Source organism: Mycobacterium novum (assembly GCF_010726505.1).
GTDB classification, from domain to species: Bacteria; Actinomycetota; Actinomycetes; order Mycobacteriales; family Mycobacteriaceae; genus Mycobacterium; species Mycobacterium algericum.
Genome location: NZ_AP022562.1, coordinates 2,518,626 through 2,544,576, shown reverse-complemented (window position 1 = coordinate 2,544,576; position 25,951 = coordinate 2,518,626). Strand labels below are relative to the sequence as shown.

Below are 25,951 nucleotides of genomic sequence, written 5' to 3'. Positions count from 1 at the left end.
GCGCATGACCACGACTTCTCGACTGGCGATCGGTGCGGCGGCCGTCGGCATCCTCGGCGCGGTGGCCGCTTCCGCAATGGTCGGGACCACCGCTCCGGCTGCCGATGCCGCACCGGCGCCCTGCACGGCCGCCGGACTGTCCAGCACCGCCAGCGGCGTGCTGAGCCAGGCGGGTGTGTTCCTCAACGAGCACCCGGAGGCCAACGACGTGCTGACCAATGCCGCCACCATGCCGCCGGAGCAGGCCCGGTCCTCGGTGCAGGGTTACTTCGTCGGCCACCTCGACCAACTGTCGACCCTGCAGGGCATCGCCCAGCCGCTCACCGACCTGAAGAACCAGTGCGGGATCGCCGTCTCACCGACCCAGCTGGCCATGCTGCTGGAGACCGTCAGCAAATAGGTCCGCCATGGGCCTGACGATCAGCGAACACGAACGAGCCGCGCTGACCGAGGCGGCCGGGTTCGGGCTGTTCGCCGCCATCTCCGGGCGCCGGTCGCGGCGGTTCCCGGCCGGCGGCGTCATTCCGGCCGGCGCCCTGGCCTACCGCAGCCGCCGGCCCGTGCAGCCGCTCTCCGACGTCGAGCGAGCGCTGCTGCTGTCGTTGATGGCCGGTGTCACCGGCTGGCATGACGGCATCGCGCACCACCCCGGTTATGCCCCCGCACTGCCGAACTACCCCGGCAGCGCCACCGGCCGGGCTATGCCGTCGGCGGCTGGCTTTCACACCAGTCAGGTGTTCTTCACCGACGACACCGGCTGCTATCTGCTGCCGACCCGCGATCAGCCGCCGCGGGAATTCGACACCCTCGAGGGCCGGATCAGCCATACCGCCGATTCCTATGTGCGGCTCTCGGATTCCCGGTTGCAGCTGCCTCGCGAAGAGCCCTACATGGAAGGCCACAACACCTGGATCGGCAACCATCCGGGCAGTCTGCTGGCGTTCGCCGTGGCGGATCTGGCCGAGCATCTGCTGGAGAACCTGTGGTTCTTCGCGGCCAACGGGTACCCGGTCCGCGATGACATCAACGGCCGCGAAATCCCGGGCATCCAAGCGTTTTCCGGGCTGGCGCACGCCGACGACCCGATACCGTTGTCGTTCGTCGAGCAGTACACGCTGACCGAGGCCAGCGCCGAGCTGTCGATCGCCGCCCACAACGGCGCGCTGGGTCTGCAGGCGATGGGTCTGGGCGGCTGGATTTTCGACGGCCTGGACCGGCTGTCGGTGCTGGGCGGCTCAGGTGACCCGCGGGCACCGGGCTTCGGCTTCGTCGCCGACACCGACCCGCGCTGGCCCTTTCCGAATGTCACCGGCCTGCCCGGCCACTTCGAGACGCTCAGCCCGCCCCACGTCGCGTCGGTCGCCGACGGCGTGGCCAAGCTGGTGGCCCGCAAATTCGGCCCGGGCGGTCCGTCTCACCGCGAGACGGCGGGACCGTGGACGGACAGTCCTGGGGTGCGCGGTTCGGCGCTGCCGCCGGACGGCATCGCCGAACTGGTCACCGTGCAGGCGTCCTACATCTACGACACCTTCGGCAAGCTGCCCGGCACCGTGCCGACCGTGCACGTGCTGATGTACCTGCAGGCCCAGCATCTGGACACCGACTTCTACGACGAGCTCTACGGCCCCGGGGCGTATCTGCGGACCCATGCCGAACACCAGCAGCGCTGGCACGGCTCATGACCGCCGGCGAAATCCCCCGATGGCGGTGTAAGCCAGCCCGACCGCCAACAAGGCGAACTTGGTAAGTGCCGCGCCACGCGCACGCCGGGCATTGGTGTCGACGTCGACGCCGTCGAGGGTCTTGAGCAGTGCCACCCCCTCGAGCGCATCGCCGGCGACTGCCCCGATCGGCAACAGCCGCAACAAGATCGGATGACCGTGGCGACTGCGGACACGCTCGATGAGCAACAGTGCCGAGGCCCCGTAGGTGAGCATGTAACCGAAGTCGAGCCACAGGGACCACCGTGCCCACCGCCGACCGTCGGCACCCCAGACCGCCAAGATCTCCTGAACTCGTTCGGCAGTGCCGGCCAGCTCAAACGGGATGATGCCGGGGCCACCCGTCTTGCGCATCCCGCGCTCCAGCACCAGCATCACCGCGGCGTAGGCGAGTGTCGCCACCGCCGACCAGCCAAGTCGTTTCACCCGGTGCATGGTAATCGAGCGGATGATCGGTTCGGCCGACTTCAGCGCCGACCGTCGGCTAGATTGCGGTCCATGATTCGGGCGGATGTCACATTCCTATCCGCTGGAACACCCTGCGCGGGCTGGCTCTACCGTCCGAGCGATGCCTCCGGCGACGTCCCGTGTGTAGTCATGGCGCACGGTTTCGGGCTGACGCGTCAGGACGGACTGCCCAGCTACGCAGCCGCGCTGACCCAAGCGGGGGTCGCGGTGCTCGTCTACGACCATCGCTATCTGGGTGATTCGGAAGGCGAACCCCGGCAACGTATTCGGACCTCAGAGCAGCTCGAGGATCGTCTGGCCGCGATCGCCTTCGCACGGACGCTCGATGGTATTGATCCCGACCAGATCATCCTGTGGGGCTACTCGCTCAGCGGTGGAACCACGCTGGAGGCAGCCGTTGCCGATCAACGCGTGGCCGGCGCGATTCTGCTCTGCCCGTTCCTCGACGGCAGATGGCGGATAGCGCAGGGCCTGAGAACGCAGCCCCGCAATGCGCTGTGGCTGATGCCGCAGGCACTGCGCGACGCACTCATACCGGTGGCCGCCGCCCCCGGTGCCCGCGCCGGACTTACCTTCCCCGGTGAGTTGGAGGGATTTCTGTCAGTTGTGGCCCCCGGTTGGCGCAACGAAGTGCACGCCGGCCTGGCACTGCCGTTGCCACGCTGGCGTCCGGTTACTCAGGCGAAAAAATTCGCCTGCCCAGTGCTGATTCAGGCCGGCGACAGAGATATCTCGGTATCAGCGCGGGCCGTCGATCGGCTCGCGCAGCGGGCACCACGGGCGACCCTGAAGACCTACGACGTCGACCACTTCGAACCGTTCTGCGACGGTCATTCGTCCCAGATCATCGCCGACCAGGTCGGCTGGCTCAGAGCAACCTTCCCGCGAGACCGAATCTCACGACGTGACACGCCGTAGCGGCGTCGTGGAATTCCGTCTCGGCGACGGGAAGCAGCAGTTACCTACAGCCAGGTGTCGTCGGTGGTGGCGGTCAGAAACGCCTCCAGGTCGTCGCGCCACTGCGCCGGCGTGGTCTTCTCCGGCTCGATACCGGTGTAGTCACCGCGGTAGAACAGCAGCGGCCGCGGCTTGACCTCCGGCACATCTGATAGCGATTGCACCGCACCGAAAACCACGAAGTGGTCGCCACCGTCGTGCACCGAGGCCACCGTGCAGTCGATGTGGGCCAGGGAGCGGGCCAGGATCGGCGAGCCCAGCGGGGAGGGTTTCCAGTCCACCCCGGCGAACTTGTCCGGTTCCCGCGAGCCGAACCGGGCGCAGATGTCCTTCTGCTCTTCGGCCAGGATGTTGACGCAGAAGCGTCCGCTGGCCTCGATGGCCTGCCAGGACCGCGACATCTTCGTCGGGCAGAACAGCACCAGCGGCGGGTCCAGCGACAGCGCCGCGAACGACTGGCAGGCGAACCCCACCGGCACGTCGTCGTGGACGGTGGTGATGATGGTGATCCCCGTACAGAACTGACCGAGCACGTTGCGGAACGCGCGCGGGTCGATCGGAAGGTCGTCTTTCGTCGATTCGGAGCTCACTGCTACGACTCGATGCCCACCGTGAAGTCATGCCCCCACAGGCTGACCGCGGTGCTCTCCCGGGCCACCCAGTCGTCGTCGTCGACTTCCAGCCCTTCGCAACCGAATTCGATCTGAAATCCGCTGGGCGACTTCATGTAGAACGACAGCATCTTGTCGTTGACGTGCCGGCCCAGGGTGGCGGCCATCGGCACCTTGCGGCGGTAGGCCCGGTCCAGGCAGAGCCCGACGTCGTCGGCCTCCCCCACCTCGACCATCAGGTGCACGATGCCGGTCGGGGTGGGCATCGGCAGGAACGCCAGGCTGTGGTGGCGCGGGTTGCAGCCGAAGAACCGCAGCCACGCCGGGTCGCCGTCGGCCGGGCGGCCCACCATCTGCGGGGGCAGCCGCATCGAGTCACGCAGCCGGAAGCCCAGCACGTCGCGGTAGAAGTGCAGCGCCTCGGCGTCGTCCTTGGTCGACAGCACCACATGGCCCAGGCCCTGTTCCTCGGTGACGAACCGGTGCCCGTAGGGGCTGACCACCCGACGGTGCTGCAGAGCCACACCATGGAAGGCCTCCAGCGTGTTCCCGGAGGGGTCGTCGAAGGTGATCATCTCGACGACGCTGCGCTCAGCCAGTTCGGCTGCGGTGCCCTCTTTGTAGGGCGTGCCCTCGGCCTCCAGGCGCTGCCGGATCTCCTGCAGCCCCGCGGCGTTGGCGCACTCCCAGCCGGACGACAGCAGCCGGTCGGTGTCGCCGGGCACGACCACCAGCCGGGCGGGGAAGTCGTCCATCCGCAGGTACAGCGCACCCTCGGTGGGGCCGTCGCCCTCGACCATGCCGAGAACCTTGAGGCCGAACTCTCGCCAGGCCGCCATGTCGGTGGCCTGAATCCGCAGATATCCCAACGAACGGATACTCATCGGTGGCTCCCTCCAGATCAGACCATTGTGTCGCCGGGCGGCAACCCGAACTCGTGGTTGCCGAAGATCAGGTATGCCCGCTCCGGGTCGTTGGCCGCGTGCACCCGACCGGCGTGTGCGTCACGCCAGAACCGCTGCACCGGAGCGTCGTTGGACAGCGCGGTGGCACCGGCCGCCTCGAAGAGCCGGTCGATGGAGGCGATGGCCCGGCCGGTGGCGCGCACCTGGTCGCGCCGCGCGCGGGCGCGCAGGTCGAACGGGATCTCCTCGCCGGCCGCCAGCAGCGCGTACTCGTCGGCGACGTTGCCGATCAGCTGCCGCCAACCGGCGTCGATGTCACTTGCCGCCTCTGCGATCCGCACCTTGGCGAACGGGTCGTCCTTGGCCTTCTCCCCGGCGAACGCCGCCCGCACCCGCTTGCCCTGGTGGTCGACGTGGGCCTGGTAGGCGCCGTAGGCCATGCCCATGATGGGGGCCGAGATCGTGGTGGGGTGCATGGTGCCCCACGGCATCTTGTAGACCGGCGCGGTGTTGGTCTCATAACCGCCGGCGGTCTGGTCATTCATCGCCTTGTAGGACAAGAAGCGGTGCCGCGGCACGAAGACGTCCTTGACCACGACGGTGTTGCTGCCGGTGCCGCGCAGGCCGACCACGTGCCAGACGTCGTCGATGGTGTACTCGCTGCGCGGGATCAGGAAGCTGCCGAAGTCCACCGGCTTGCCGTCCTTGATGACCGGGCCACCCAGGAACGCCCAGGTGGCGTGGTCACAGCCCGACGACCAGTTCCAGGCGCCGTTGACGATGTAACCGTCGGCGTTCTCGGTGACCACGCCGGCGCCCATCGGGGCGTAGGAGGACGACACCCGCACGTTGGTGTCGGTGCCCCACACCTCTTCCTGGGCCCGCTGGTCGAACAGCGCCAAGTGCCAGTTGTGCACACCGATGATCGACGCCACCCATCCGGTGGAACCGCAGGCGCTGGCGATGCGACGGACCGCCTCGTAGAACACCGCCGGGTCACATTCCAGACCGCCCCACTGCGACGGTTGCAACAGCGTGAAGAATCCGATCTCCTCGAGCGCCTTGATGTTGGCGTCGGGAAGCTTGCGCAGATCCTCGGTCTCCTGGGCGCGCTCGCGCAACTGCGGAAGAAGGTCGTCGATGGCTGCCAGCACCGACTGCGCGTCACGCTGCTGAATGGACGTCACTAGATTGCCTCCCATGGAGTGAGCAGGTATAGCGGCCCGTTTTTCAACCAGCCTAGAGTGAGATTAGAACACGTTCCGATTTGTGTCGAGTGGGGTGTTCCTGCGGCTGGTAGCGATACTGGACCGGTTTTCTGTAACCTGTTCTAGTTATGACGGAAGGTGAGGGGCGGACTGTGACGGAGACCATTCCGGACGAACCACTCGGCAGTCACGTCCTGGAATTGCAGATCACCGAGGTCGTCGCCGAGACCGAGGACGCGTGTTCGCTGGTATTCGGCGTGCCGGACGGCCCCGACGATCCGGAGATCCCCGCGGAGCGGCTCAAGTACTCGCCGGGCCAGTTTTTGACGCTGCGAATTCCCAGCGAGCGCACCGGTTCGGTGGCCCGCTGCTATTCGTTGTGCAGTTCTCCGTTCACCGACGACGCCCTGACCGTCACCGTGAAGCGGACCTCGGACGGCTATGGATCGAACTGGTTGTGCGATCATGCCCGTCCCGGGATGCGGGTCCATGTGCTTGCGCCGTCGGGCACCTTCGTGCCCAAGTCCCTGGACACTGATTTCCTGCTACTGGCCGCTGGCAGCGGGATCACGCCGATGATGGCGATCTGCAAGTCGGCGCTGTCGCAAGGCAGCGGCAAGGTGGTGCTGGTGTACGCCAACCGCGACGAACGGTCGGTGATCTTCGGCACCGCGCTGCGCGAACTGGCCGCCAAGTACCCCGACCGGCTCACGGTCGTGCACTGGCTGGAGTCGGTGCAAGGTCTGCCGAGCTCCGCGACGCTGGCCCAGCTGATCGCCCCCTACACCGACCGCCAGGCCTTCATCTGCGGACCCGGCCCGTTCATGCAGGCATCGCGGGACGCGCTGGACGCTTTGCAGGTTCCGGCCGAGCAGGTGCATCTCGAGGTGTTCAAGTCGTTGGAGAGCGACCCGTTCGCCGCGGTCAAGATCACCGAGGCGCCCGAGGGCTCAGCGGACACGGCGCCGGCCACCGTCACCGTCGAATTGGACGGACAGACGCAGACGCTGGAGTGGCCGCGCCACGTCAAGCTGCTGGACCTGCTGCTCGACAAGGGGCTCGACGCCCCGTTCTCCTGCCGGGAGGGGCACTGCGGCGCATGCGCTTGCGTATTGAAGAAAGGCGAGGTCGCCATGGAGGTCAACGATGTGCTCGAACCGCAAGATCTCGCCGAGGGGCTGATCCTGGCCTGCCAAGCCCATCCCGAGACCGATTCGGTGGAAGTGACCTACGACGAGTGATCTCGGTCTAGGTTGGTGCGACATGAAACGGTTGTTGATGGTGCCGGCCGCGGTGACACTGTTGGCCGCGCTGATCCCGCCCGCGATCTCCGCGGCGGCTAGTGACACCAAGACCAGTCTGATGCCGGTCAACGAGTTCGATCAGCTGCAGACCCACAGCTGGGTGGATTGCGCCGCGCCGCCGCTGTGCCGTTTCACGGTCGGGGTGCGACTGCAGACCCCGGAGGGGTTGGCCGGCTTCCCGCCCGACCTGTGGGCTCGGCAGAGCACCGAGATCCGCTCTTCGAAGCGGACCGCGTATCTCGACGTGCATACCGACGGCGGCGAGGGCTGGTTCAAGGACCGGGGCGGACCGGGAACGAAGGTGTTCAAGGACGGCACCGGCGCGGTGATCCAGTCGATGTACTACGGCGGGGGACCGCCGGAGAAGTACCAGACCAACGGCAGCATCGACGTGCTGGAATACTCCACCGGCCGGCCCAAGACCGACGCCAACGTGATCGTGTGCACCCACGTGCAGGTGACCTACAGCGGGGTCAACCTGACCACGCCGTCCACCTGCGCCCAGACGGTGTTCTAAGTCCGCAGCACCGCGAACGCGTGCCCCGGCAACCGCGTCGTCTGATCGCCGTAGCTCGGTGATCCCCACGCCAGTACCGGCTCGCCGGACACCGGCACCCCCACCGTGGCCTCACCCAGGTTGCAGATAAGCGCCAACCGACCGCGGCGCATGGCGATCCAGCGGTCGTCCTCGTCGTAGTCGACCGTGAGGTGGGTCAGCCAGGGGTCAGCCAGATCGGCTTCGGCGCGCAGCCCGATCAGCGCCCGATAGACGCCGAGCAGTTGCCGATGGCCGTGCCCGCCGGCCTCATCCCAGTCCAGCTTGGATCGCCGGAAGGTATCGGGATCCTGGGGGTCCGGGATCTCGTCGGCGTCCCAGCCGTGCTCGGCGAACTCGGCTTTGCGGCCCTCGGCGGTGGCGCGTGCCACCTTGGGGTCCTCATGCGACGTGAAGAACTGAAACGGGGTCAGGGCGCCCCATTCCTCACCCATGAAAAGCATTGCGGTGTACGGCGATAGCAGCACCAGCGCCGCCTTGATCGCGAGCTGGCCGGCGGTCAGGTTCTGCGAGGGGCGGTCGCCGAGCGCCCGGTTGCCGACCTGGTCGTGGGTGCAGGTGTACGCCAGCAGCCGGGTGGCCGGAATCTGCGAGGTGGGCAGTGGACGACCGTGGCGCCTGCGCCGGAACGACGAGTACGTCGCGGCGTGGAAGAAGCCGCTACGCAGCGTCGCCGCCAGCGTGGCGAGGCTGCCGAAGTCGGCGTAATAACCTTGTCGCTCACCGGATACCGCGGTGTGGATGGCATGGTGGATGTCGTCGTCCCATTGCGCGGTGATCCCATACCCGCCGTCTTCACGACGGGTGATGGTCCGCGGGTCGTTGCGGTCGCTTTCAGCGATGAGCGACAGCGGACGGCCCAACTGCGCTGCGAGCGTGTCGGTCTCGGCGGCCAGTTCCTCGAGAAGGTGGATCGCCGTGGTGTCCACCAGCGCGTGCACGGCATCGAGCCGCAGGCCGTCGGCGTGGAAGACACGCATCCAGCGCAGCGCGCAGTCGATGATGTAGCGGCGTACTTCGTCGGAGTCGGCGCCGTCGATGTTGATGGCGTTGCCCCAGGGGTTGCGTGCTTGCGACAGGTACGGGCCGAAGCGGGGCAGGTAGTTCCCGGACGGCCCGAGGTGGTTGAAGACGGCGTCGATCAGCACTCCCAGGCCGCGGCCGTGGCAGGCATCGACGAAGCGCGCCAGCCCGTCCGGGCCGCCATAGGGTTCGTGCACCGCGTACCACAGCACCCCGTCGTATCCCCAGCCGTGCGCCCCGGAGAAAGCATTGACCGGCATCAGTTCGACGAAGTCGACACCCAGGTCGACCAGGTGATCCAGCTTCGCGATGGCCGAATCGAAGGTGCCGGCCGGGGTGAAGGTGCCGATGTGCAGTTCGTAGATCACCGCGCCTTCGACCGGTTTCCCGGCCCAATCGTCGTCGGTCCAAGCCGGGCCGGTCTCGTCCCACAACGCCGAGCGCGCGTGCACGCCGTCGGGCTGACGGGCCGACCGCGGATCCGGCAGCACCGCGGGGTCGTCATCGAGCAGATAGCCGTAGCGGGCGTCGCCGGCCGCCTCGACCGTCGTCCGCCACCAGCCGCCGTCGGCACGGGTCATCGGGTAGGACACCCCGTCGACATCGAGGGCGACGGTCGCCGGGGCCGGCGCCCAGACGGCGAAGTCAGTCATCGACGCGCTCCAGCAGGGCCACCGGCAGCGTGGCGAACAACTCCGCGGCCGGCGTCGGTCCGCTGTGCACGGCGCCGGACAGTGCGTCGGCCCAGCTGCCCGGCGGGATCGCGACGACGGTATCGCGCCATCCGCTGTCGCGCAGCCGCACCGTCCAGCGGCTGACCGCTACCACCACGTCGTGCCCCCTGGCGAAGGCGACGACGTGCTCGGCGGCCGAGCCCGACGCCGGGACCGGCTGGTAACGGCCGTGCCGGAAGGTGTTGGGACGGGCTCGCCGCATCCGCAGTGCCGCGGCGACGACCCGCATCTTCGGGTGCCGTAACGACGTGAGCGCCTCACGGCGCGCGGTGTAGTCGACCGCTCGCCGGTTGTCCGGGTCGACCAGACTGTCCTCCGGCAGTTCGGTGCCCTGATACACGTCGGGGATGCCGGGAACGGTCAGCGCCAGGAGTTTCTGACCCAGCATGTCGCTTTCGACGTGCGGAGCGAGTTCGGAGACGAACTCGGTCAGTTGTTTGGCGATCGGTCCGTCCAGTACGTCATCGAGCCAGCGGTGCACCGCGTTCTCGAATTCGCTGTCCGGGTCGTGCCAGGAGGTGAGCCGGCCCGCCTCGCGAACGGCCTTCTCGGCGTAGGCGTGCAGTCGCTCGCGCAGTGCGGTGTTCACCCGGCCATCGACCGGCCAGACGCCGAAGATGTTCTGCCACAAGAAAAGTCCGGTAGCCAGATCCGGCGACGGGACAACGGCCTCCCACCGGGCGACGAACTCGGCCCACAACGACGGCACCTGTGACAGCACGCCGATGCGGGCCCGGACGTCCTCGCCGCGTTTGGTGTCGTGGGTGGACAGTGTGGTCATGGTGTGCGGCCAGCATCGCGCCCTGGTCGCGGCCCGATGATGAAACTCCGCCGCACCCACCCCGAAACGTTGCGGGTCTCCGCCGACCTCGTTGAGCGAAACCAGCCGCGCATCGCGGTAGAACAGGCAGTCCTCGGCCGCCTTGGCGGTCACCGCCCCGCACAGCTGCTGCAACCGGGTCGAGCACTGCCCGTCATCGGCGATCGCGGCCGCCAGCAACGCCAGCGGTTCGCCGAGTTGCGGCTTCGCAGACTGTGTTTCAGCCAACGTCACCGACAGCGTCGACACCAGGCCGGGATAGTCGCTGCGGTAGACGCCCAGCCGGCCGAGCAGGGCCACGATGGCCTCGGACAGCAGCGGATGGTCCACGCCGGTGGCGCTCACCACGCAACGGCGCAGCCGCGCCAGTTCGCTGCCCAGCGTCTCGGCGGCCGTGATCTCCTTCTGTTCGGCCAACAACGTCGGCATCGCGCGATAGTCGACGCCGGCGGTCTCGACCAGCTCGGTCAGCGCCGGCTCGCCATCCGGGTCGATGAACAACCCGCCGATCTCCCGCAGCACGTCGTAGCCGGTGGAGCCGGCCACCGGCAGGGTCGGCTCGAGCGATTCGTCGACGGCCAGAATCTTCTCGACGACGATCCAGGCATCGGCTCCCACCAGGGCACGCAGCCATTCCAGATATCCGCACGGATCCGACAGCCCGTCCGGGTGATCGACCCGCACGCCGTCGACGAGACCGGCGTGAAACCAGCGGGACAGCTCGGCGTGCCAGGCATCGAACACCGTCCGATCCTCTTGCCGCAGGCCCGCCAGCGAGGTGATCGAGAAGAAGCGACGGTATCCGCAGCTGCCGTTACGCCACCCGACCAGCCGGTAGTGCTGGCGGTCGTGAACCTGCGCGCCGGTGCCGGTGCCGGTGCCCGGCGCGATCGGAAACACCAGATCACCCAGCCGCAGCCGCTCACCGTCAACCGCCAGATCGGCGACGTCGCCGTCAGATCCCAGCACCGGCAGGACGATCCGGCCGTCACCCAGCTCCCAATCGATGTCGAAGAACACCGAGTACGGCGAGGACCGCCCGTGCTTGAGCACGTCCCACCACCACCGGTTCTGCTCCGGTCTTGCCACCCCGACGTGATTGGGCACGATGTCGACGACCAGACCGATTCCGCGGGCATGCGCGGCCGCCGACAGCCGCGCCAACCCCTGCGCACCGCCCAGTTCGGCAGACACCGTGGTCGGATCGACCACGTCGTAGCCGTGCGCCGAGCCGCTTACCGCGGTCATGACCGGTGACAGGTAAAGGTGCGAGACGCCCAGATCGTAGAAGTAGTCCAGTAGCCGTTCGGCGTCGGCGAAGGTGAACGCGAATCCGCTGTCCGGGCCGCGCAGCTGCAACCGATAGGTGGACAGCACCGGCCGTGGCGTCATCGCCTCAGCGCACTTTCCGCAAGACGAGCAGCGAACGCCCCGCAACGGGCAGCGCGGCTGTTGCCGGCACCACCCGTTCATCCGTTGCCGCCGGCTCGGCGGTGTCCAATTCGACGCTCCACTCCTGTGCGTAATCGCCTCCGGGAACAGCGAACTCGACCTCATCCTGGTGCGCATTGAAGCACAGCAGGAAGGAGTCATCCACGATGCGCTGGCCGCGTACGTCGGGCTCGCGGATCGCCTCACCGTTGAGAAATACCATGATGCACTTGTCGAATCCGCTGTCCCAGTCGTCTTGGTTCATCTCCTGCCCAGCGGGGGTGAACCACGCGATGTCACCGACCTCGTCGCCGTGCCGCGCCGGAAGGCCCTCGAAGAAGCGGCGCCGGCGAAACACCGGATGGTCCTTGCGAAGCTGCGTTACCCGGCGGGTGAAGTCCAACAGATCGGCATTGGTCTGGACCAGTGACCAATCCATCCAAGCCAGTTCGGAGTCCTGACAGTAGGCGTTGTTGTTGCCGTGCTGCGTGCGGCCGATTTCGTCACCGTGCGCGATCATCGGCGTGCCTTGCGACAGCATCAGGGTGGCCATGATGTTGCGCATCTGGCGGGCCCGCAGTGCGGCGATGTCCGGGTCGTCGGTGGGGCCTTCGACGCCGCAGTTCCACGACCGGTTGTGACTCTCACCGTCGGTGTTGTCGTCGCCGTTGGCCTCGTTGTGTTTCTCGTTGTAGGAGACCAGGTCGTGCAGGGTAAAGCCGTCGTGGGCGACGACGAAGTTGATACTGGCCCCGGGCCGGCGTCCGGTGGCCTCGTAGAGATCCGATGACCCGGTGAGCCGGGAGGCGAACTCGCCCAGCGTCTCCGGCTCACCACGCCAGAAGTCACGCACGGTGTCTCGGTACTTCCCGTTCCATTCGGTCCACAGCCCGGGAAAGTTGCCGACCTGGTAGCCGCCTTCGCCGACATCCCAGGGTTCGGCGATCAGCTTGACCTGGCTGACCACCGGGTCCTGCTGGATCAGGTCGAAGAACGCCGAAAGACGGTCGACGTCATAGAATTCGCGGGCCAGCGTAGATGCCAGGTCGAATCGGAAGCCGTCGACGTGCATCTCGGTCACCCAGTAGCGCAGTGAATCCATGATGAGCTGCAGCGCATGCGGATTGCGCGCATTGAGGCTGTTGCCCGTACCGGTGTAATCCATGTAGAGACTGCGGTCCTCGTCGACGAGCCGGTAGTAGGCGGCGTTGTCGATTCCCCGGAAATTGATGGTCGGGCCGAGATGGTTGCCCTCGGCCGTGTGGTTGTAGACCACGTCGAGGATCACCTCGATACCGGCTTCGTGGAAAGTGCGCACCATGGTCTTGAACTCCGCCACGGCTGCGCCCGGCGTCCGGTTCGCCGCATACCGGCTGTGCGGCGCGAAGAACCCGAAAGTGTTGTAGCCCCAGTAGTTCCGCAGGCCCAGCTGCAGCAGCCGGTCATCGTGCATGAACTGGTGTACCGGCATCAGCTCGACGGCCGTGACGTTGAGGGACTTGAGGTGGTCGAGCACGACCGGGTGGGCCAGGCCGGCGTAGGTGCCGCGCAGTTCCTCCGGGATGTCCGGGTGGGTCTGTGTCATGCCCTTCACATGGGTCTCGTAGATGATCGTTTCGTGATACGGCGTCTTCGGTGGCCGATCGGATGCCCAGTCGAAGTACGGGTTGATCACCACGCTGGTCATGGTGTGGCCCAGCGAATCGACCCTCGGCAGGGTTTCGTCGCTCACCGCTTCGCCGCCGGCCGTCATGTCATAGGAGAACAGCGCCTGGCCGAAGTCGAAGTCCCCGGCGAACGCCCGGCCGTACGGGTCCAGTAACAGCTTGCTGGAATCACAGCGGTGCCCGTCGGCCGGTTCGAACGGCCCGTGCACCCGAAAGCCGTAATGCTGCCCGGGCGAGACCGTCGGCAGGTAGGCGTGCCAGACGTAGCCGTCGACCTCCTCGAGCGGGATGCAGGCCTGCTCGCCGTCCTCGTCGATCAGGCAGAGCTCCACCTGCTCGGCGATTTCGGAGAACAGCGCGAAGTTGGTTCCACCGCCGTCGTAGCCGGCTCCGAGCGGGGCGCTGCTGCCGGGCCAGACGGTCGGTGACACCGACGGTTTCTCGGCTGAATCCGTGACTGCGGTGACCTTCCTCTCCGGATTTCGGGTAATGCCCATATTCACTCAATCTGGTCAAGCCGTTCGATTCCGCGACACTCGGTCGTGGCTACCCGCCTGCCGGATGGTCAAACTCTCGTCGGCTACGACACTACGGCCACCGCGCGGTCGTCGTTGATCTTGTTGAAAGGTTCCCGGGGCGGGTATAGCCGTTGTCGTGGTGCCTGATGACCTGCGCCGGCTGGCGGCCGCACACGGCGTGGCGACCTGCTATCGCAATGAACGGCGCGAGCTGGTGCAGGTCGACACCGACGTGGTGATCCGGATACTTCGGCTGCTCGAAGTCGAAGCGGGCACCGATACCGACCGGCGTCGCGAGTTGGCCCGGCTGGACGAGCGCGATCGCGCCGGCGCCGCACCGCCCGCGGTGGCGGTGCGGGTGGCCGGATGTGCGCAGCCGATGCCCGGGGCCGCCCAGCTGGTGAGCGAGGACGGCGAACGCCGGACGGTGCGCGACGAACTGCCCGCCGATCTGGCGCCGGGCTGGTATGAGCTTGCGCTGCGCGATGGCCGGCAGGTCACGCTGGTCGCGGCTCCCCCTCGGGCGCCGGCGGCACCGGCGACCTGGGGATGGATGCTGCAGCTCTACGCGGTGCGATCCGCCCGTTCGTGGGGTGTCGGCGACCTGTCGGACCTGCGGGACTGGGTGCGCTGGACGGCCGGCGAGCACGGGGCCGGGGCGGTGTTGCTCAACCCGCTGCACGCCCCGGGCCCGACGCATCCGGTGCAGCCGTCGCCGTACACGCCGTCGAGCCGGCGGTTCGCCAATCCGCTGGCATTGTGCATCCCCGACCTCGCGGTCTATCACCGCACCGACCCGGACACCCGGGCGGAGGTCGATGCGCTGCGGGTTGCTGCCGACACAGCGCGGATCGACTACGACCTGGTCTGGGCGGCCAAACGGGCCGCCCTGGAGTCGCTCTGGCGCGCTGACGGTCGCCCGTCCCCGCTGGACGAATCACCCGGGAACACCGCGTTGCGCGACTGGGCGACCTACTGTGCGCTGGCCGAGCGTCACGGCGGCCGGTGGCCGAAGTGGCCGGCGTCGCTGCACGATGCGGCCGGCCCCGCCGTGGCGGCCGCACGTCGGGAGCTCGCACCGAGGATCGCGTTTCACGCCTGGGTGCAGCAGCGCTGCGAGGAACAACTGGGGGCGGTGCAGCGCGCCGCAACGGACTCGGGCATGACGCTGGGGGTACTGCACGACTTGGCCGTCGGCGTCGACGCCGACGGCGCCGATGCCTGGGCACTGGCCGACGTGCTGGCCGGTGCGGCCAGCGTCGGGGCACCCCCGGACACGTTCAGCCCGCACGGTCAGGACTGGCGGCTACCGCCGTGGCGACCGGACCGGTTGGCCGCCACCGGCTACACCGCGATGCGCGACATGCTGCGTGCCGTGCTCGCCCATGCCGACGGGGTGCGCATCGATCACGTCGCCGGCCTGTGGCGGCTGTGGTGGATCCTGCCCGGAGAAAGCCCGGATCGCGGCACCTACGTCCACTACGACGCCGACGTCATGCTGGCGGTGCTGGCGCTGGAAGCCCATCGCGCCGATGCTGTCGTCATCGGCGAGGATCTGGGCACCGTCGAACCGGAGGTCACCCGGACGCTGGCCGGCAACGACATGCTGGGCTGCGCGGTCTCTTGGTTCACCCGCGACGAATCGGCACCCGGCCAGCCGCTGCTGCCACCGGCGAAGTGGCCGGCGCAGGTGGCCGCCAGTATCTCCACCCACGACCTGCCCACCGCGGCCGGATTCCTGCGTGCCGAGCACGTCCGGGCCCGCGCCGAGCGGGGCCTGCTCGACGACGCGGCGGCCGCCCAAGCCGCAGCCGAGCGCGAACGAGCCGAGTGGCTGGCGCTGCTGCGCTCCGAAGAGCTGCTCGAGCCCGGCGGCGACGCGGACGAAGCCGAGATCATCGACGCCATGCACCGCTTGCTGGCCGCCACCCCGAGCCGGCTGAAACTCATCTCCCCATATGACGTATTGGCCGAACCCCGCCAGCCCAACCTGCCCGGCACCGTCGATGAATATCCGAACTGGCGGCTGCCGCTGCGCGAGTCTTTCGAACAGCTGCGCACCGATCCGAGAGTCGCCCGGGCCACGGCATTGTTCTCACCGGGTGGCGCGTCGAAGCCCGGCGACGTTCACGATCCCCCCGATGGCAGGTAATCGCGGCGCGAATCGGGTACATGTCGAAATATGGCCACCGACGTTGACGACGAGTTCGGTCAGGACCTCCCAGACCCGGCAGCGGGCAGCCATGTCGAACACGGCCTGGTGGAGCATCCGACCGCCGATGATTTCGGTGATGCCACGGCGCTGCCTGCCGACCCCGTCTGGTTCAAGCGTGCGGTGTTCTACGAGGTGCTGGTTCGGGCGTTCTACGACTCCAACGGCGATGGCATCGGTGACCTGCGCGGCCTGACCGAGCGATTGGACTACCTGCAGTGGCTCGGCGTCGACTGCCTGTGGCTGCCACCGTTCTACGATTCACCGTTGCGCGACGGTGGTTATGACATCCGCGACTTCTACAAGGTGTTGCCGGAGTTCGGCACCGTCGATGACTTCGTCGAACTGCTCGACGCGGCACACCGGCGCGGCATCCGGGTCATCACCGACCTGGTGATGAACCACACCTCCGACAGCCACCCCTGGTTTCAGCAGTCGCGGCATGACCCGGACGGCCCCCACGGCGACTTCTACGTGTGGAGTGACACCAGCGAACGGTACGCGGACGCCCGGATCATCTTCGTCGACACCGAGGAGTCCAACTGGACATTCGACGCGGTGCGCAAGCAGTTCTACTGGCACCGGTTCTTCTCCCACCAGCCCGACCTGAACTATGAGAACCCGGCGGTACAGGAAGCGATGATCGACGTGCTGCGGTTCTGGCTGAACCTCGGCATCGACGGCTTCCGGCTGGACGCGGTGCCCTACCTGTTCGAACGGGAGGGCACCAACTGCGAAAACCTCCCCGAGACACACGCTTTCCTGAAGCGCTGCCGCAAGGTGGTCGACGAGGAGTTCCCCGGCCGGGTGCTGCTGGCCGAGGCGAATCAATGGCCCAGTGACGTCGTCGAATATTTCGGTGATCCCGAGACCGGCGGCGACGAGTGCCACATGGCCTTCCATTTCCCATTGATGCCACGCATTTTCATGGCGGTGCGCCGTGAATCGCGCTTTCCGATCTCGGAGATCCTGGCCCAGACACCACAGATCCCGCAGCTGGCGCAGTGGGGGATCTTCCTGCGCAACCACGATGAGCTGACCTTGGAGATGGTCACCGACGACGAGCGCGATTACATGTACGCCGAATACGCGAAAGACCCAAGGATGAAGGCGAATGTGGGGATCCGGCGGCGGCTGGCACCACTGCTGGACAAGGACCGCAACCAGATCGAGCTGTTCACCGCCTTGTTGCTGTCGCTGCCCGGCTCACCCATCCTCTACTACGGCGACGAGATCGGAATGGGCGACATCATCTGGCTGGGTGACCGCGACGCGGTGCGCACCCCGATGCAGTGGACCCCCGACCGCAATGCCGGTTTCTCCACCGCCAATCCCGGCCGGCTCTACCTGCCGCCCATTCAAGACGCGGTCTACGGCCATCAGTCGGTCAACGTCGAAGCGCAACGCGACACCTCCACATCATTGCTGAACTGGACTCGCACCATGCTCGCCATCCGACGCCGGTACGACGCATTCGCCCTCGGCGGGTTCCGGGAACTGGGCGGCTCCAATCCGTCGGTGCTGGCCTATGTGCGCGAGCTGTCCGGCGACGAGGGCCACACGGTGCTGTGCGTCAACAACCTGTCGCGGTTTCCCCAGCCGATCGAACTGAATCTGCAGCACTGGGATGGCCATACGCCGGTGGAGCTGACCGGGTCCGTGGAGTTCCCGGCGATCGGAAAACTCCCGTATCTGCTCACGCTGCCCGGGCACGGCTTCTACTGGTTTCAACTGTGCGAGCCGAAGGAGGACATGTCATGACCGGTGGCACCGGCGAGCCGGCGGGACTGCCGTGGGCGGAATGGCTGCCGACCCGACGCTGGTACGCGGGACGTAATCGGGAGCTGGCCGTAGCCGAGCCCGCCCTGGTGGTGGCGATGGGCGACGGACTGGATCTGGTATTGCTCGACGTCGCCTACACCGACGGTGCCGGCGAGCGCTACCAGGTGATGATCAGCTGGGACGTGGAGCTGGCACCGGAGTACGCCCAGATCGCGATGATCGGAACCTATCGGGGACACACCGCCTACGACGCGTTGTACGACGCCGCAGCAGTCAGGGTGCTGTTGTCGCTGATCGCCTCGTCGGCCACCCGTGGCGAGGTCACGTTCACCCCCCAGGAGGGGGTGTCGCTGCCCGTCCGGGCGGACTCTCGCGTATCGGAGGCCGAGCAGAGCAACACCAGCGTGATCATCGAGGAAGAAGTGGTCCTCAAGGTGTTCCGGCGGTTGAAGGACGGCATCAATCCCGACATCGAGTTGAACGCGGCGCTGGGCCGGGCAGCCAATCCGCACGTGCCGCGATTATTGGGCTGCTATCAGATCGAGTTGCCCGGCGAGTCCGGTGCGGTGCCCTACGCATTGGGCATGATCAGCGAGTACGCGATGAACTCGGCCGAGGGCTGGGCGATGGCCACCGCCAGTGTGCGCGACCTCTTCGCCGAAGCGGATCTGTACGCCCACGAAGTGGGCGGCGACTTCGCCGGCGAATCGTACCGGCTCGGTGAGGCCGTCGCCTCGGTGCACCGAACGCTGGCCGACAGCTTGGGCACATCGCAAGCGGAGTTTCCGGCGGCGGCCTTGCTGTCGCGATTGTCGGAGACGGCGGGGTTGGTGCCCGAAGTGCGCCCGCACGTCGCAGCCATCGAACAGCGCTTCCAGGCCCTGGCCGGACAGCCGATCACGGTGCAGCGGGTCCACGGTGACCTGCATCTGGGCCAGGTGCTGCGCACCCCCAATGGTTGGCTGCTCATCGATTTCGAGGGCGAACCCGGCGCCCCGCTGTCCGAACGGCGGCGGCCGGACTCGCCGCTGCGGGATGTCGCCGGTGTGCTGCGGTCCTACGACTACGCCGCCTACGGGAAATTGGCCGACCTGTCGCGCGACGGGCAGGACCGGCAATTGGCCACCCGCGCCCGCGAATGGCTGGATCGCTGCCGCACCGCCTTCTGCGAAGGGTACGGAGCGGAATCGGGTGCCGATCCACGGGATTCAGCGGCGCTGCTCGCCGCCTATGAGGTCGACAAGGCGGTCTATGAGGCCGGCTACGAGGCCCGGCACCGGCCCGGCTGGCTGCCGATTCCGCTGCGGGCGCTGGCCCGGCTGACCCAGCAGTGATCATCAGCCCCGCATCACTCGCAGGGCTCCAGCCACAGCGCCGACAGCGGCGGCAGCACCAGCACGGCCGACGCCGGACGGCCGTGGCGGGGCTCGTCAACAGCGTCCACACCACCGAGGTTGCCGGCGCCGCCGCCGTGGTAATCGACGGCATCGGTGTTGAGCACCTCTCGCCACCGGCCGGCGCTCGGTAGCCCGAGATGGTAGTCGGTGTGTTCGACACCGGAGAAGTTGAACACGGCGGCCAGCACCGATCCGTCCGTTGCGTAGCGCAAGAAGCTCAGCACGTTGTTGGCGGAGTCGTTCGCGTCGATCCAGGAGTAGCCGGCCGGGTTGATGTCTTCGCTCCACAACGCGGGATGGCTTCGGTAGACGGCATTGAGATCTTTTGTCAGGCGGAGGATTCCGGCGGCGAAGCCGCCATCCTGCCGCTTCGGATCGAGCTGAAACCAGTCCAGCCCCCGTTCCTCGGACCATTCGGCGTGCTGGCCGAATTCCTGGCCCATGAACAGCAACTGCTTGCCCGGATGCGCCCACTGGTAGGCCAGCAGCGTGCGCACCCCGGCGGCCTTGGCGTGGTCGTCACCGGGCATCCGGGTCCACAGCGTGCCCTTGCCGTGCACCACTTCATCGTGGCTGATCGGCAGCACGAAGTTCTCGCTGTAGGCATACAGCATCGAGAACGTCATCTCATGGTGGTGATAGGAGCGGTGCACCGGGTCGTGACCGAGATAGGACAGCGTGTCGTGCATCCAGCCCATGTTCCACTTCATCGAAAAGCCCAGGCCGCCAAGGCTGGTATCGCGGGTGACACCGGGCCAGGAGGTCGATTCCTCGGCGATGGTCACGATTCCGGGCGCCACCCGGTGCGCGGTCGCGTTGAGCTCCTGCAGGAACTGCACCGCCTCCAGGTTCTCCCGGCCGCCGTGGATGTTGGGGGTCCAGCCGCCCTCAGGACGGGAGTAATCCAGATACAGCATCGACGCCACGGCATCGACGCGCAGCCCGTCGACGTGGAACTCGGTCAGCCAGTACAGCGCATTGGCCACCAGGAAGTTGCGCACCTCCGGACGACCGAAGTCGAACACGTAGGTGCCCCAGTCGAGCTGTTCACCGCGGCGCGGGTCGGCGTGCTCGTAGAGCGGGGTGCCGTCGAAACGGCCCAGCGCCCACGCGTCTTTGGGGAAGTGCGCCGGCACCCAGTCCACGATGACGCCGATGCCGGCGCGGTGCAGCGCGTCGACCAACGCCCGGAAATCATCGGGTGTGCCGAAGCGCGCCGTCGGCGCGTAGTACGACGTGACCTGATACCCCCAGGACCCGCCGAACGGATGCTCGGCGACCGGCAGCAACTCGACATGGGTGAAACCGTGCTGCACCACGTATTCGGTCAGCTCCACCGCGAGCTGGCGATAACTCAGACCGGGACGCCACGACCCGAGGTGCACCTCGTAGATGCTCATCGCTTCCAGTGCCGGATTCCCCGCGGGGCGCCGGCTCATCCAGTCGTCGTCGTGCCAGGTATGACCGCTGGTGGTCACCCGGGAGGCGGTCTGCGGCGGGACTTCGGCGGAGAACGCCATCGGGTCGGCGCGTTCGGTGACGACGTCGTCGGCGCCGTGAATCCGGAACTTGTACAGGCCGCCGATCGGAAAGCCCGGCCAGAACAGCTCCCACACGCCCGAAGAGCCGAGGGCCCGCATCGGTGCGCCGATGCCCTCCCAACCGGTGACGTCACTGATCAGGCCCACCCCCCTGGCGTTGGGCGCCCACACCGCGAACGACACCCCGGTCACGGTCCCGTCTGCGGTGGTGAACGCGCGGGGATGAGCGCCGAGCACGTCCCACAGCCGTTCGTGTCTTCCCTCGGCGAACAGGTGCAGGTCAACCTCGCCCAGCGTCGGCAGGAAACGATATCCGTCGGCCACGGTCTGCGGTTCCGCGACGCCGGGATAGTCGATCAGCAACCGGTAGTCGATCAAGTCGGCGAACGGCAACGTCGCGGCGAACAGCCCTTCGGCCACCTGCTTCATCGGCAACCGGTCACCGCCCACCAGGACGGTCACCGCGGCAGCGCCCGGCCGCAGCGCTCGGATCACCGTGCGTTCACCGTCGTCGTGGGCGCCGAGGATGGCGTGCGGATCGTGGTACACACCGGACAGCAACCGGTTGATGTCGTCGGTATTCACCGCCAGTCGGCCGGCGGACGTGTGTTTGCTTCGGGTCATCGGGCCTTCCCCTCACTCAAGGCCGGCTCGCACGCCGGCGCCCATCACCGGCATGTTGACGATATGGGCGACCGCGCGGCCCGGGTCGAGTCGTACGTAATTCTGCTGTCCCCATTGGTATTCCTCCCCGCTGATCTCGTCACGCACCCAGAAACGCTGGTAGGACTGCATTCCCAACGCCGCCATGTCCAGCGACAGCGTCGCCTCCTCGGCGGCGAACGCGTTCAGCGTCACCACGACCAGCACCGTGTCGCCGCTCACCGGATCGAACTTGCTGTATGCCAACAGCGCATCGTTGTCGACATGGTGGAAGTGCAGGGTTCGTAGTTGCTGCAGCGCGGGATGACTGCGGCGAATGGCGTTGAGTCGCGCGATGAACGGTTCTAGCGATCGGCCCTGTTGCAAGGCGGTGACGAAATCGCGTGGCCGCACCTCGTATTTCTCCGAGTGAAGGTATTCTTCGCTTCCTTCACGCAGGGCTCGGTGTTCGAACAACTCATAACCGGAGTACACCCCCCACGACGGGCCCATCGTCGCCGCCAGCACCGCCCGGATCGCGAACATGCCGGGACCGTGGTGTTGCAGGCTGGCGTGCAGGATGTCCGGTGTGTTGACGAATAGGTTCGGACGGCGGAAATCCGCGAGTTCGGCGATCTCGTCGCCGAATTCGACGAGCTCGGCCTTGGACGTGCGCCAGGTGAAGTAGGTGTAGGACTGCGTGAAACCGAGTTTGGCCAGGCCGTACTGGCGTGCCGGCGGGGTGAACGCCTCGGACAAGAACAACACGTCCGGATCGGCGGCCTTCACCTTCGCGATCAGCCACGCCCAGAAGTCGGGCGGCTTGGTGTGCGGATTGTCGACCCGAAACACCTTGACTCCGTGCTTGATCCAGTGCTGCACCACCCGAAGCACCTCGGCGTACAAGCCGGCCGGATCGTTGTCGAAGTTCAATGGGTAGATGTCCTGGTATTTCTTCGGGGGGTTCTCGGCGTAGGCGATCGTCCCGTCCGGCAACTCGGTGAACCACTGGCGATGACGGCGAACCCACGGGTGATCGGGCGCGCACTGCAACGCCAGGTCAAGGGCCACCTCCAAACCGAGCTCGCGTGCCCGGGCGACGAAGCGGTCGAAATCCTCGAGCGACCCCAGGGCGGGGTGAACCGCGTCGTGACCGCCCTCGTCACTGCCGATCGCCCACGGTGAACCGACGTCACCCGACTCGGCGACAGCGCTGTTGTCACGGCCCTTCCGGTGAATCTTTCCGATCGGGTGGATCGGCGGCAGGTACACCACGTCGAACCCCATCCCGGCGATGCGCGGCAGCGCTGCTGCCGCGGTGGCCAGCGTGCCGTGCACCGGGTTTCCTGCCGAGTCCCAGCCGCCGGTGGAGCGCGGGAAGATCTCATACCAGGCGCTGAAGCGGGCCAGCGGCCGATCCACCCAGACCAGCTGCTGTCGTCCCCGGGTGAGCAGGTCACGCAGCGGATAGCGGCCGAGCAGCTCGGCGACGTCGTCCGACAACGCCGGCGCCGACCGGGTCAGCGGATCGCCGGGGTCGCGTAACGCGGCGGCGGCGACCGACAGCGGCCGGCGGCTGCCGACCGGTGCCGCCGCGGCGGCACGGTCGAACAACTCGGCGCCGATCAACAGATCGTTGGACAGCTCGGCTTCGCCCTGGCCGGCGTCGAGCTTCGCCAGCACCGCGTCGCGCCAGCTGCGGATCGAATCGGTCCAGCCGTCGACCCGAAACGACCACAACCCGATCTGGTCGGGAACGAACTGACCGTGAAAAACGTAGGGTTGCGCACCGGCCGTCATCGCTACCAGCAGTGGCTCGGTTCGCGGGCATGCGGCACGGCCCTCCGGGGCGTCCTGGTCCAGCCCGTGCGGACCCGGGGGTGCCGGGTAGTCGCGGCCGAGGTAGCTCACCACCAAGGTGGCCGCGACAGCATCGTGTCCGTCGCGCCAGACGGCGGCCTCGACCGGTACCACCTCGCCCACCACGGCTTTGGCGGGATACCTGCCGCAGGACACAACCGGCGTAACGCCATCGACCTCGATTCGGCCCGGCACCACCACTCCGTTCGTCGGCTGCGTTTCCGACAGGGGGGTACCCGCAGTGCCGGGAAGCTACCCGCGCGGCAGCCCCAGCAGCCGTTCAGCGGCCAGCGTCAGCAGGATCTGTTCGGTGCCGCCGGCGATCGAGAGGCAGCGGGTATTGAGGAAGTCGTGCACCGGGCGCCCGGCCACGGCGCCGGCCCCGTCGGCCACCTCCATCCGATACTCGGCCAGGTCCTGGCGGTAGCGCACCCCGATCAGCTTGCGGACCGAGGACTCCGAGCCGGGATCCTGGCCGCCGACGGCGAGCTGCGCAATGCGCTGATCCAGCAACGAACCCGCCTGGGCGGCGATGATCAGCCGAGCCAGCCGGTCGGCGGTGGCGGTGTCCGGTTCCCGATCGTGCTGCCCGCCGAACAGGGCTTTCAGCAGTTCCTCCATCGGGTTGCCCAGCGCGGTGCCGCCGGCGATCGCGACCCGCTCGTTGGCCAACGTGGTGCGGGCCAGCCGCCAGCCGTCGTTGACGCCGCCCACCACCATCTCGTCGGGCACGAACACGTCGTCGAGGAAGACCTCATTGAACAGCGCATCACCGGTGATCTCGCGCAGCGGCCGGATGTCGATGCCCTCGGCGGACATGTCGAGCAGGAAATAGGTGATGCCTTTATGTTTCGGCGCGTCGGCGTCGGTGCGGGCCAGGCAGATGCCCCACTGCGAGTCGTCCGCCCGCGAGGTCCACACCTTCTGCCCGGTCAGTCGCCAGCCGCCGTCGACCTTGACCGCCTTGGTTCGCAGCGCCGCCAGATCCGAGCCGGCGCCCGGCTCGGAGAACAGCTGGCACCAGAACACCTCGCCGGTCAGGGTGGCCGGGATGAAGCGCTCGATCTGTTCGGGCGTGCCGTGCTCGAGGATCGTCGGTGCCGCCCACCATCCGATCACCAGATCGGGGCGCGCGACACCGGCGGCGGCGAGCTCCTGGTCGATCACCAGCTGCTCGGCGGGCCCGGCGGCGCGGCCGTAGGGGGCCGGCCAGTGCGGCGCCAACAGGCCCGATTCGGCGAGCGCCACCTGGCGCTGCTCCTCGGGTAGCGCGGCGATCCGGGCCGCCGCCTCGGCGATCTCGGGCCGGATGTCGCTCGCCGCGTCGTCGAGGTCGAGCTCCAGCCGGCGCCGCACCCCGGCCCGGGTCAGCGCGGTGGTACGGCGCAGCCAGCGCTCCTGTCCGCCCAGCGCCTGGCCGATGCCGTAGGCCCGACGCAGGTACAAGTGGGCGTCGTGTTCCCAGGTGATGCCGATGCCGCCGAGCACCTGGATGCAGTCCTTGGCGTTGGCCTTGGCGGCATCGATGCAGATCGCGGCGGCCACCGCGGCGGCGATTGCGAACTGCTGCTGATCGGAGTCCGAGGCGGCGCGAGCCGCGTCGGCCGCCGCCACCGCCGCCTGTTCGGCACGGCACAGCATCTCGGCGCACAGGTGTTTGACGGCCTGGAAGCTGCCGATCGGCTTGCCGAACTGCTCACGGACCTTCGCATAGGCGACGGCGGTGTCCAGTGCCCAGCGAGCAACACCGGCCGCCTCGGCGGACAGCACCGTGACCGCCAGGTTCTCCACGCGGCCGCCCGACTCCAGAATTACGGCCGGCGCGTCCGACAACGTCACCTTCGCCAGCGGTCGGGAGAAGTCGGTCGCGATCAGCGGCTCGACATCGACCCCGTCGGCCCGGGAATCCACCAGCACCCAGTCCTGCCCGGCCGGCAGCACCAGCAGCGCGTCAGCGGTCGCTCCCAGCACCCACTCGGCGGTGCCGGAGACCTTCCCGGCCGCGGCGTCGAAGTGCAGGCTGGCGTCGATCGCAACCCCGGCGATCCGCTCACCGACTGCCAGGGCTTCGGTCAGCTGGGGATCGGCGACCACCAGGGTGGCCAGCGCGGTGGTCGCCACCGGACCCGGCACCAGCGCCTTGGCGGCCTCGTCGACCATCGCGCACAGGTCTTCAAGCCGGCCGCCGGCGCCCCCGCACTCCTCGGGGACGGCCACCCCGAATAGACCCAACTCGGCCAGCCGGGCGAAAACCGGTTTCCAGGCGTCGGTTTCGCCGAGTTCCACGGCGCGAATCGCCTCCGCGGTGCCGGCTGCGGCGGCCCAGTCACGGACCAGCTCGCGGGCGGCGAACTGGTCGGCGGCACTGGTCTCCGTGGTATTCGCTGACACGCTGGACTCCTCGGGCTCATGGCGGTATGGAATTTCGGTGGTGAGAAGACCCACCACGCTCACTAGAACGTGTTCTAATAGTGCCAGCGTCCAAACGTCAAGTCGAACCATTGTGGCAGGACACATCACGTCCCGCCGGTGTTGGGAGTGAGAGATTCAGCTACGCGATGCGTATCGTTACTGGCGAGTAGGCCAACTGAAGG

The 25,951-nt window shown here is 67.6% G+C and carries 18 protein-coding genes; 8 read left to right on the top strand and 10 right to left on the bottom strand.

Annotated features, from left to right (window positions below; translation table 11 throughout):
• The first annotated feature begins 4 nt into the window (after positions 1 to 4).
• Positions 5 to 400, top strand: coding sequence for a heme-binding protein (locus G6N19_RS11670; protein WP_232062377.1), 396 nt, complete (start codon positions 5 to 7; stop codon positions 398 to 400).
• Between the two features lie 7 nt (positions 401 to 407).
• Complete coding sequence (locus tag G6N19_RS11665) at positions 408 to 1,682, top strand: hypothetical protein (RefSeq protein WP_193464982.1); 1,275 nt, start codon at positions 408 to 410, stop codon at positions 1,680 to 1,682.
• Here G6N19_RS11665 and G6N19_RS11660 read toward each other — a convergent pair.
• Complete coding sequence (locus G6N19_RS11660) at positions 1,677 to 2,147, bottom strand: hypothetical protein (protein ID WP_193464981.1); 471 nt, start codon at positions 2,145 to 2,147, stop codon at positions 1,677 to 1,679. The two genes, G6N19_RS11665 and G6N19_RS11660, sit on opposite strands and share 6 nt — an antisense overlap.
• A 171-nt stretch (positions 2,148 to 2,318) precedes the next feature.
• Between G6N19_RS11660 and G6N19_RS11655 the strand changes: the two genes are divergently transcribed.
• Positions 2,319 to 3,107, top strand: a complete 789-nt coding sequence (locus G6N19_RS11655) for an alpha/beta hydrolase (RefSeq protein WP_193464980.1) — start codon at positions 2,319 to 2,321, stop codon at positions 3,105 to 3,107.
• 44 nt (positions 3,108 to 3,151) lie between these two features.
• On the opposite strand, the gene hsaB is transcribed toward G6N19_RS11655, so the two are convergent.
• Genes hsaB through hsaA form a run of 3 tightly spaced genes read right to left on the bottom strand, consistent with a single transcriptional unit; the run spans position 3,152 to position 5,849 of the window.
• Positions 3,152 to 3,703 carry a 3-hydroxy-9,10-secoandrosta-1,3,5(10)-triene-9,17-dione monooxygenase reductase subunit gene (gene hsaB, locus G6N19_RS11650; protein ID WP_193374489.1) on the bottom strand — a complete coding sequence of 184 codons (552 nt, stop codon included), beginning with the start codon at positions 3,701 to 3,703 and terminating at the stop codon, positions 3,152 to 3,154.
• Positions 3,704 to 3,738: 35 nt separating this feature from the next.
• Positions 3,739 to 4,641 carry an iron-dependent extradiol dioxygenase HsaC gene (gene hsaC, locus G6N19_RS11645; RefSeq protein WP_064856097.1) on the bottom strand — a complete coding sequence of 301 codons (903 nt, stop codon included), beginning with the start codon at positions 4,639 to 4,641 and terminating at the stop codon, positions 3,739 to 3,741.
• A 17-nt stretch (positions 4,642 to 4,658) separates the two neighbouring features.
• Complete coding sequence (hsaA, locus tag G6N19_RS11640; protein ID WP_013830777.1) at positions 4,659 to 5,849, bottom strand: 3-hydroxy-9,10-secoandrosta-1,3,5(10)-triene-9,17-dione monooxygenase oxygenase subunit; 1,191 nt, start codon at positions 5,847 to 5,849, stop codon at positions 4,659 to 4,661.
• A gap of 173 nt (positions 5,850 to 6,022) precedes the next feature.
• On the opposite strand from hsaA, the gene G6N19_RS11635 reads away from it, so the two are divergent.
• The gene (locus G6N19_RS11635; protein ID WP_109559584.1) at positions 6,023 to 7,111 is read left to right on the top strand and encodes a ferredoxin--NADP reductase; all 1,089 of its coding nucleotides are present in this window, start codon (positions 6,023 to 6,025) and stop codon (positions 7,109 to 7,111) included.
• 22 nt (positions 7,112 to 7,133) lie between these two features.
• Entirely contained in the window at positions 7,134 to 7,691 is a 558-nt protein-coding gene (locus tag G6N19_RS11630) for a hypothetical protein (protein ID WP_193464979.1), read from the top strand.
• Here G6N19_RS11630 and treZ read toward each other — a convergent pair.
• Genes treZ through glgX form a run of 3 tightly spaced genes read right to left on the bottom strand, consistent with a single transcriptional unit; the run spans position 7,688 to position 13,836 of the window.
• Positions 7,688 to 9,406, bottom strand: coding sequence for a malto-oligosyltrehalose trehalohydrolase (gene treZ / locus G6N19_RS11625; protein WP_193464978.1), 1,719 nt, complete (start codon positions 9,404 to 9,406; stop codon positions 7,688 to 7,690). The two genes, G6N19_RS11630 and treZ, sit on opposite strands and share 4 nt — an antisense overlap.
• Positions 9,399 to 11,699, bottom strand: coding sequence for a malto-oligosyltrehalose synthase (treY, locus tag G6N19_RS11620; RefSeq protein WP_193464977.1), 2,301 nt, complete (start codon positions 11,697 to 11,699; stop codon positions 9,399 to 9,401). The genes treZ and treY overlap by 8 nt, the downstream gene beginning before the upstream one ends.
• Before the next feature lie 4 nt (positions 11,700 to 11,703).
• The gene (gene glgX / locus G6N19_RS11615; protein WP_013830782.1) at positions 11,704 to 13,836 is read right to left on the bottom strand and encodes a glycogen debranching protein GlgX; all 2,133 of its coding nucleotides are present in this window, start codon (positions 13,834 to 13,836) and stop codon (positions 11,704 to 11,706) included.
• 223 nt (positions 13,837 to 14,059) lie between these two features.
• Here glgX and malQ point away from each other — a divergent pair, with 223 nt between their 5' ends.
• Genes malQ through G6N19_RS11600 form a run of 3 tightly spaced genes read left to right on the top strand, consistent with a single transcriptional unit; the run spans position 14,060 to position 19,251 of the window.
• On the top strand, positions 14,060 to 16,075 hold the full coding sequence (gene malQ / locus G6N19_RS11610; RefSeq protein ID WP_013830783.1) for a 4-alpha-glucanotransferase: 2,016 nt from the start codon (positions 14,060 to 14,062) through the stop codon (positions 16,073 to 16,075).
• Positions 16,076 to 16,105: 30 nt separating this feature from the next.
• Positions 16,106 to 17,896 (top strand): maltose alpha-D-glucosyltransferase, encoded by a 1,791-nt coding sequence (gene treS / locus G6N19_RS11605; protein ID WP_193464976.1) that lies wholly within the window; start codon positions 16,106 to 16,108, stop codon positions 17,894 to 17,896.
• Positions 17,893 to 19,251 carry a maltokinase N-terminal cap-like domain-containing protein gene (locus G6N19_RS11600; protein ID WP_193464975.1) on the top strand — a complete coding sequence of 453 codons (1,359 nt, stop codon included), beginning with the start codon at positions 17,893 to 17,895 and terminating at the stop codon, positions 19,249 to 19,251. The genes treS and G6N19_RS11600 overlap by 4 nt, the downstream gene beginning before the upstream one ends.
• A 14-nt stretch (positions 19,252 to 19,265) precedes the next feature.
• Here the strand turns inward: G6N19_RS11600 and glgB are convergent, their stop codons facing one another.
• From glgB to G6N19_RS11585, 3 genes are read right to left on the bottom strand one after another with little or no spacing between them, the layout of a single operon-like run.
• The gene (gene glgB / locus G6N19_RS11595) at positions 19,266 to 21,479 is read right to left on the bottom strand and encodes a 1,4-alpha-glucan branching protein GlgB (protein WP_193464974.1); all 2,214 of its coding nucleotides are present in this window, start codon (positions 21,477 to 21,479) and stop codon (positions 19,266 to 19,268) included.
• A gap of 12 nt (positions 21,480 to 21,491) precedes the next feature.
• Positions 21,492 to 23,558 carry an alpha-1,4-glucan--maltose-1-phosphate maltosyltransferase gene (locus G6N19_RS11590; protein ID WP_193464973.1) on the bottom strand — a complete coding sequence of 689 codons (2,067 nt, stop codon included), beginning with the start codon at positions 23,556 to 23,558 and terminating at the stop codon, positions 21,492 to 21,494.
• Positions 23,559 to 23,609: 51 nt separating this feature from the next.
• On the bottom strand, positions 23,610 to 25,748 hold the full coding sequence (locus G6N19_RS11585; RefSeq protein ID WP_193464972.1) for an acyl-CoA dehydrogenase: 2,139 nt from the start codon (positions 25,746 to 25,748) through the stop codon (positions 23,610 to 23,612).
• Positions 25,749 to 25,951: the final 203 nt, after the last annotated feature.

What these genes read in the sequence shown, in the direction of transcription:
- G6N19_RS11670 (WP_232062377.1), top strand. Translation starts at nt 5, where the DNA reads ATGACCACGACTTCTCGACTGGCGATCGGTGCGGCGGCCGTCGGCATC.
- G6N19_RS11665 (WP_193464982.1), top strand. Translation starts at nt 408, where the DNA reads ATGGGCCTGACGATCAGCGAACACGAACGAGCCGCGCTGACCGAGGCG.
- G6N19_RS11655 (WP_193464980.1), top strand. Translation starts at nt 2,319, where the DNA reads ATGGCGCACGGTTTCGGGCTGACGCGTCAGGACGGACTGCCCAGCTAC.
- hsaC (WP_064856097.1), bottom strand. Translation starts at nt 4,641, where the DNA reads ATGAGTATCCGTTCGTTGGGATATCTGCGGATTCAGGCCACCGACATG.
- G6N19_RS11630 (WP_193464979.1), top strand. Translation starts at nt 7,134, where the DNA reads ATGAAACGGTTGTTGATGGTGCCGGCCGCGGTGACACTGTTGGCCGCG.
- treZ (WP_193464978.1), bottom strand. Translation starts at nt 9,406, where the DNA reads ATGACTGACTTCGCCGTCTGGGCGCCGGCCCCGGCGACCGTCGCCCTC.
- treY (WP_193464977.1), bottom strand. Translation starts at nt 11,699, where the DNA reads ATGACGCCACGGCCGGTGCTGTCCACCTATCGGTTGCAGCTGCGCGGC.
- treS (WP_193464976.1), top strand. Translation starts at nt 16,106, where the DNA reads ATGGCCACCGACGTTGACGACGAGTTCGGTCAGGACCTCCCAGACCCG.
- G6N19_RS11600 (WP_193464975.1), top strand. Translation starts at nt 17,893, where the DNA reads ATGACCGGTGGCACCGGCGAGCCGGCGGGACTGCCGTGGGCGGAATGG.
- glgB (WP_193464974.1), bottom strand. Translation starts at nt 21,479, where the DNA reads ATGACCCGAAGCAAACACACGTCCGCCGGCCGACTGGCGGTGAATACC.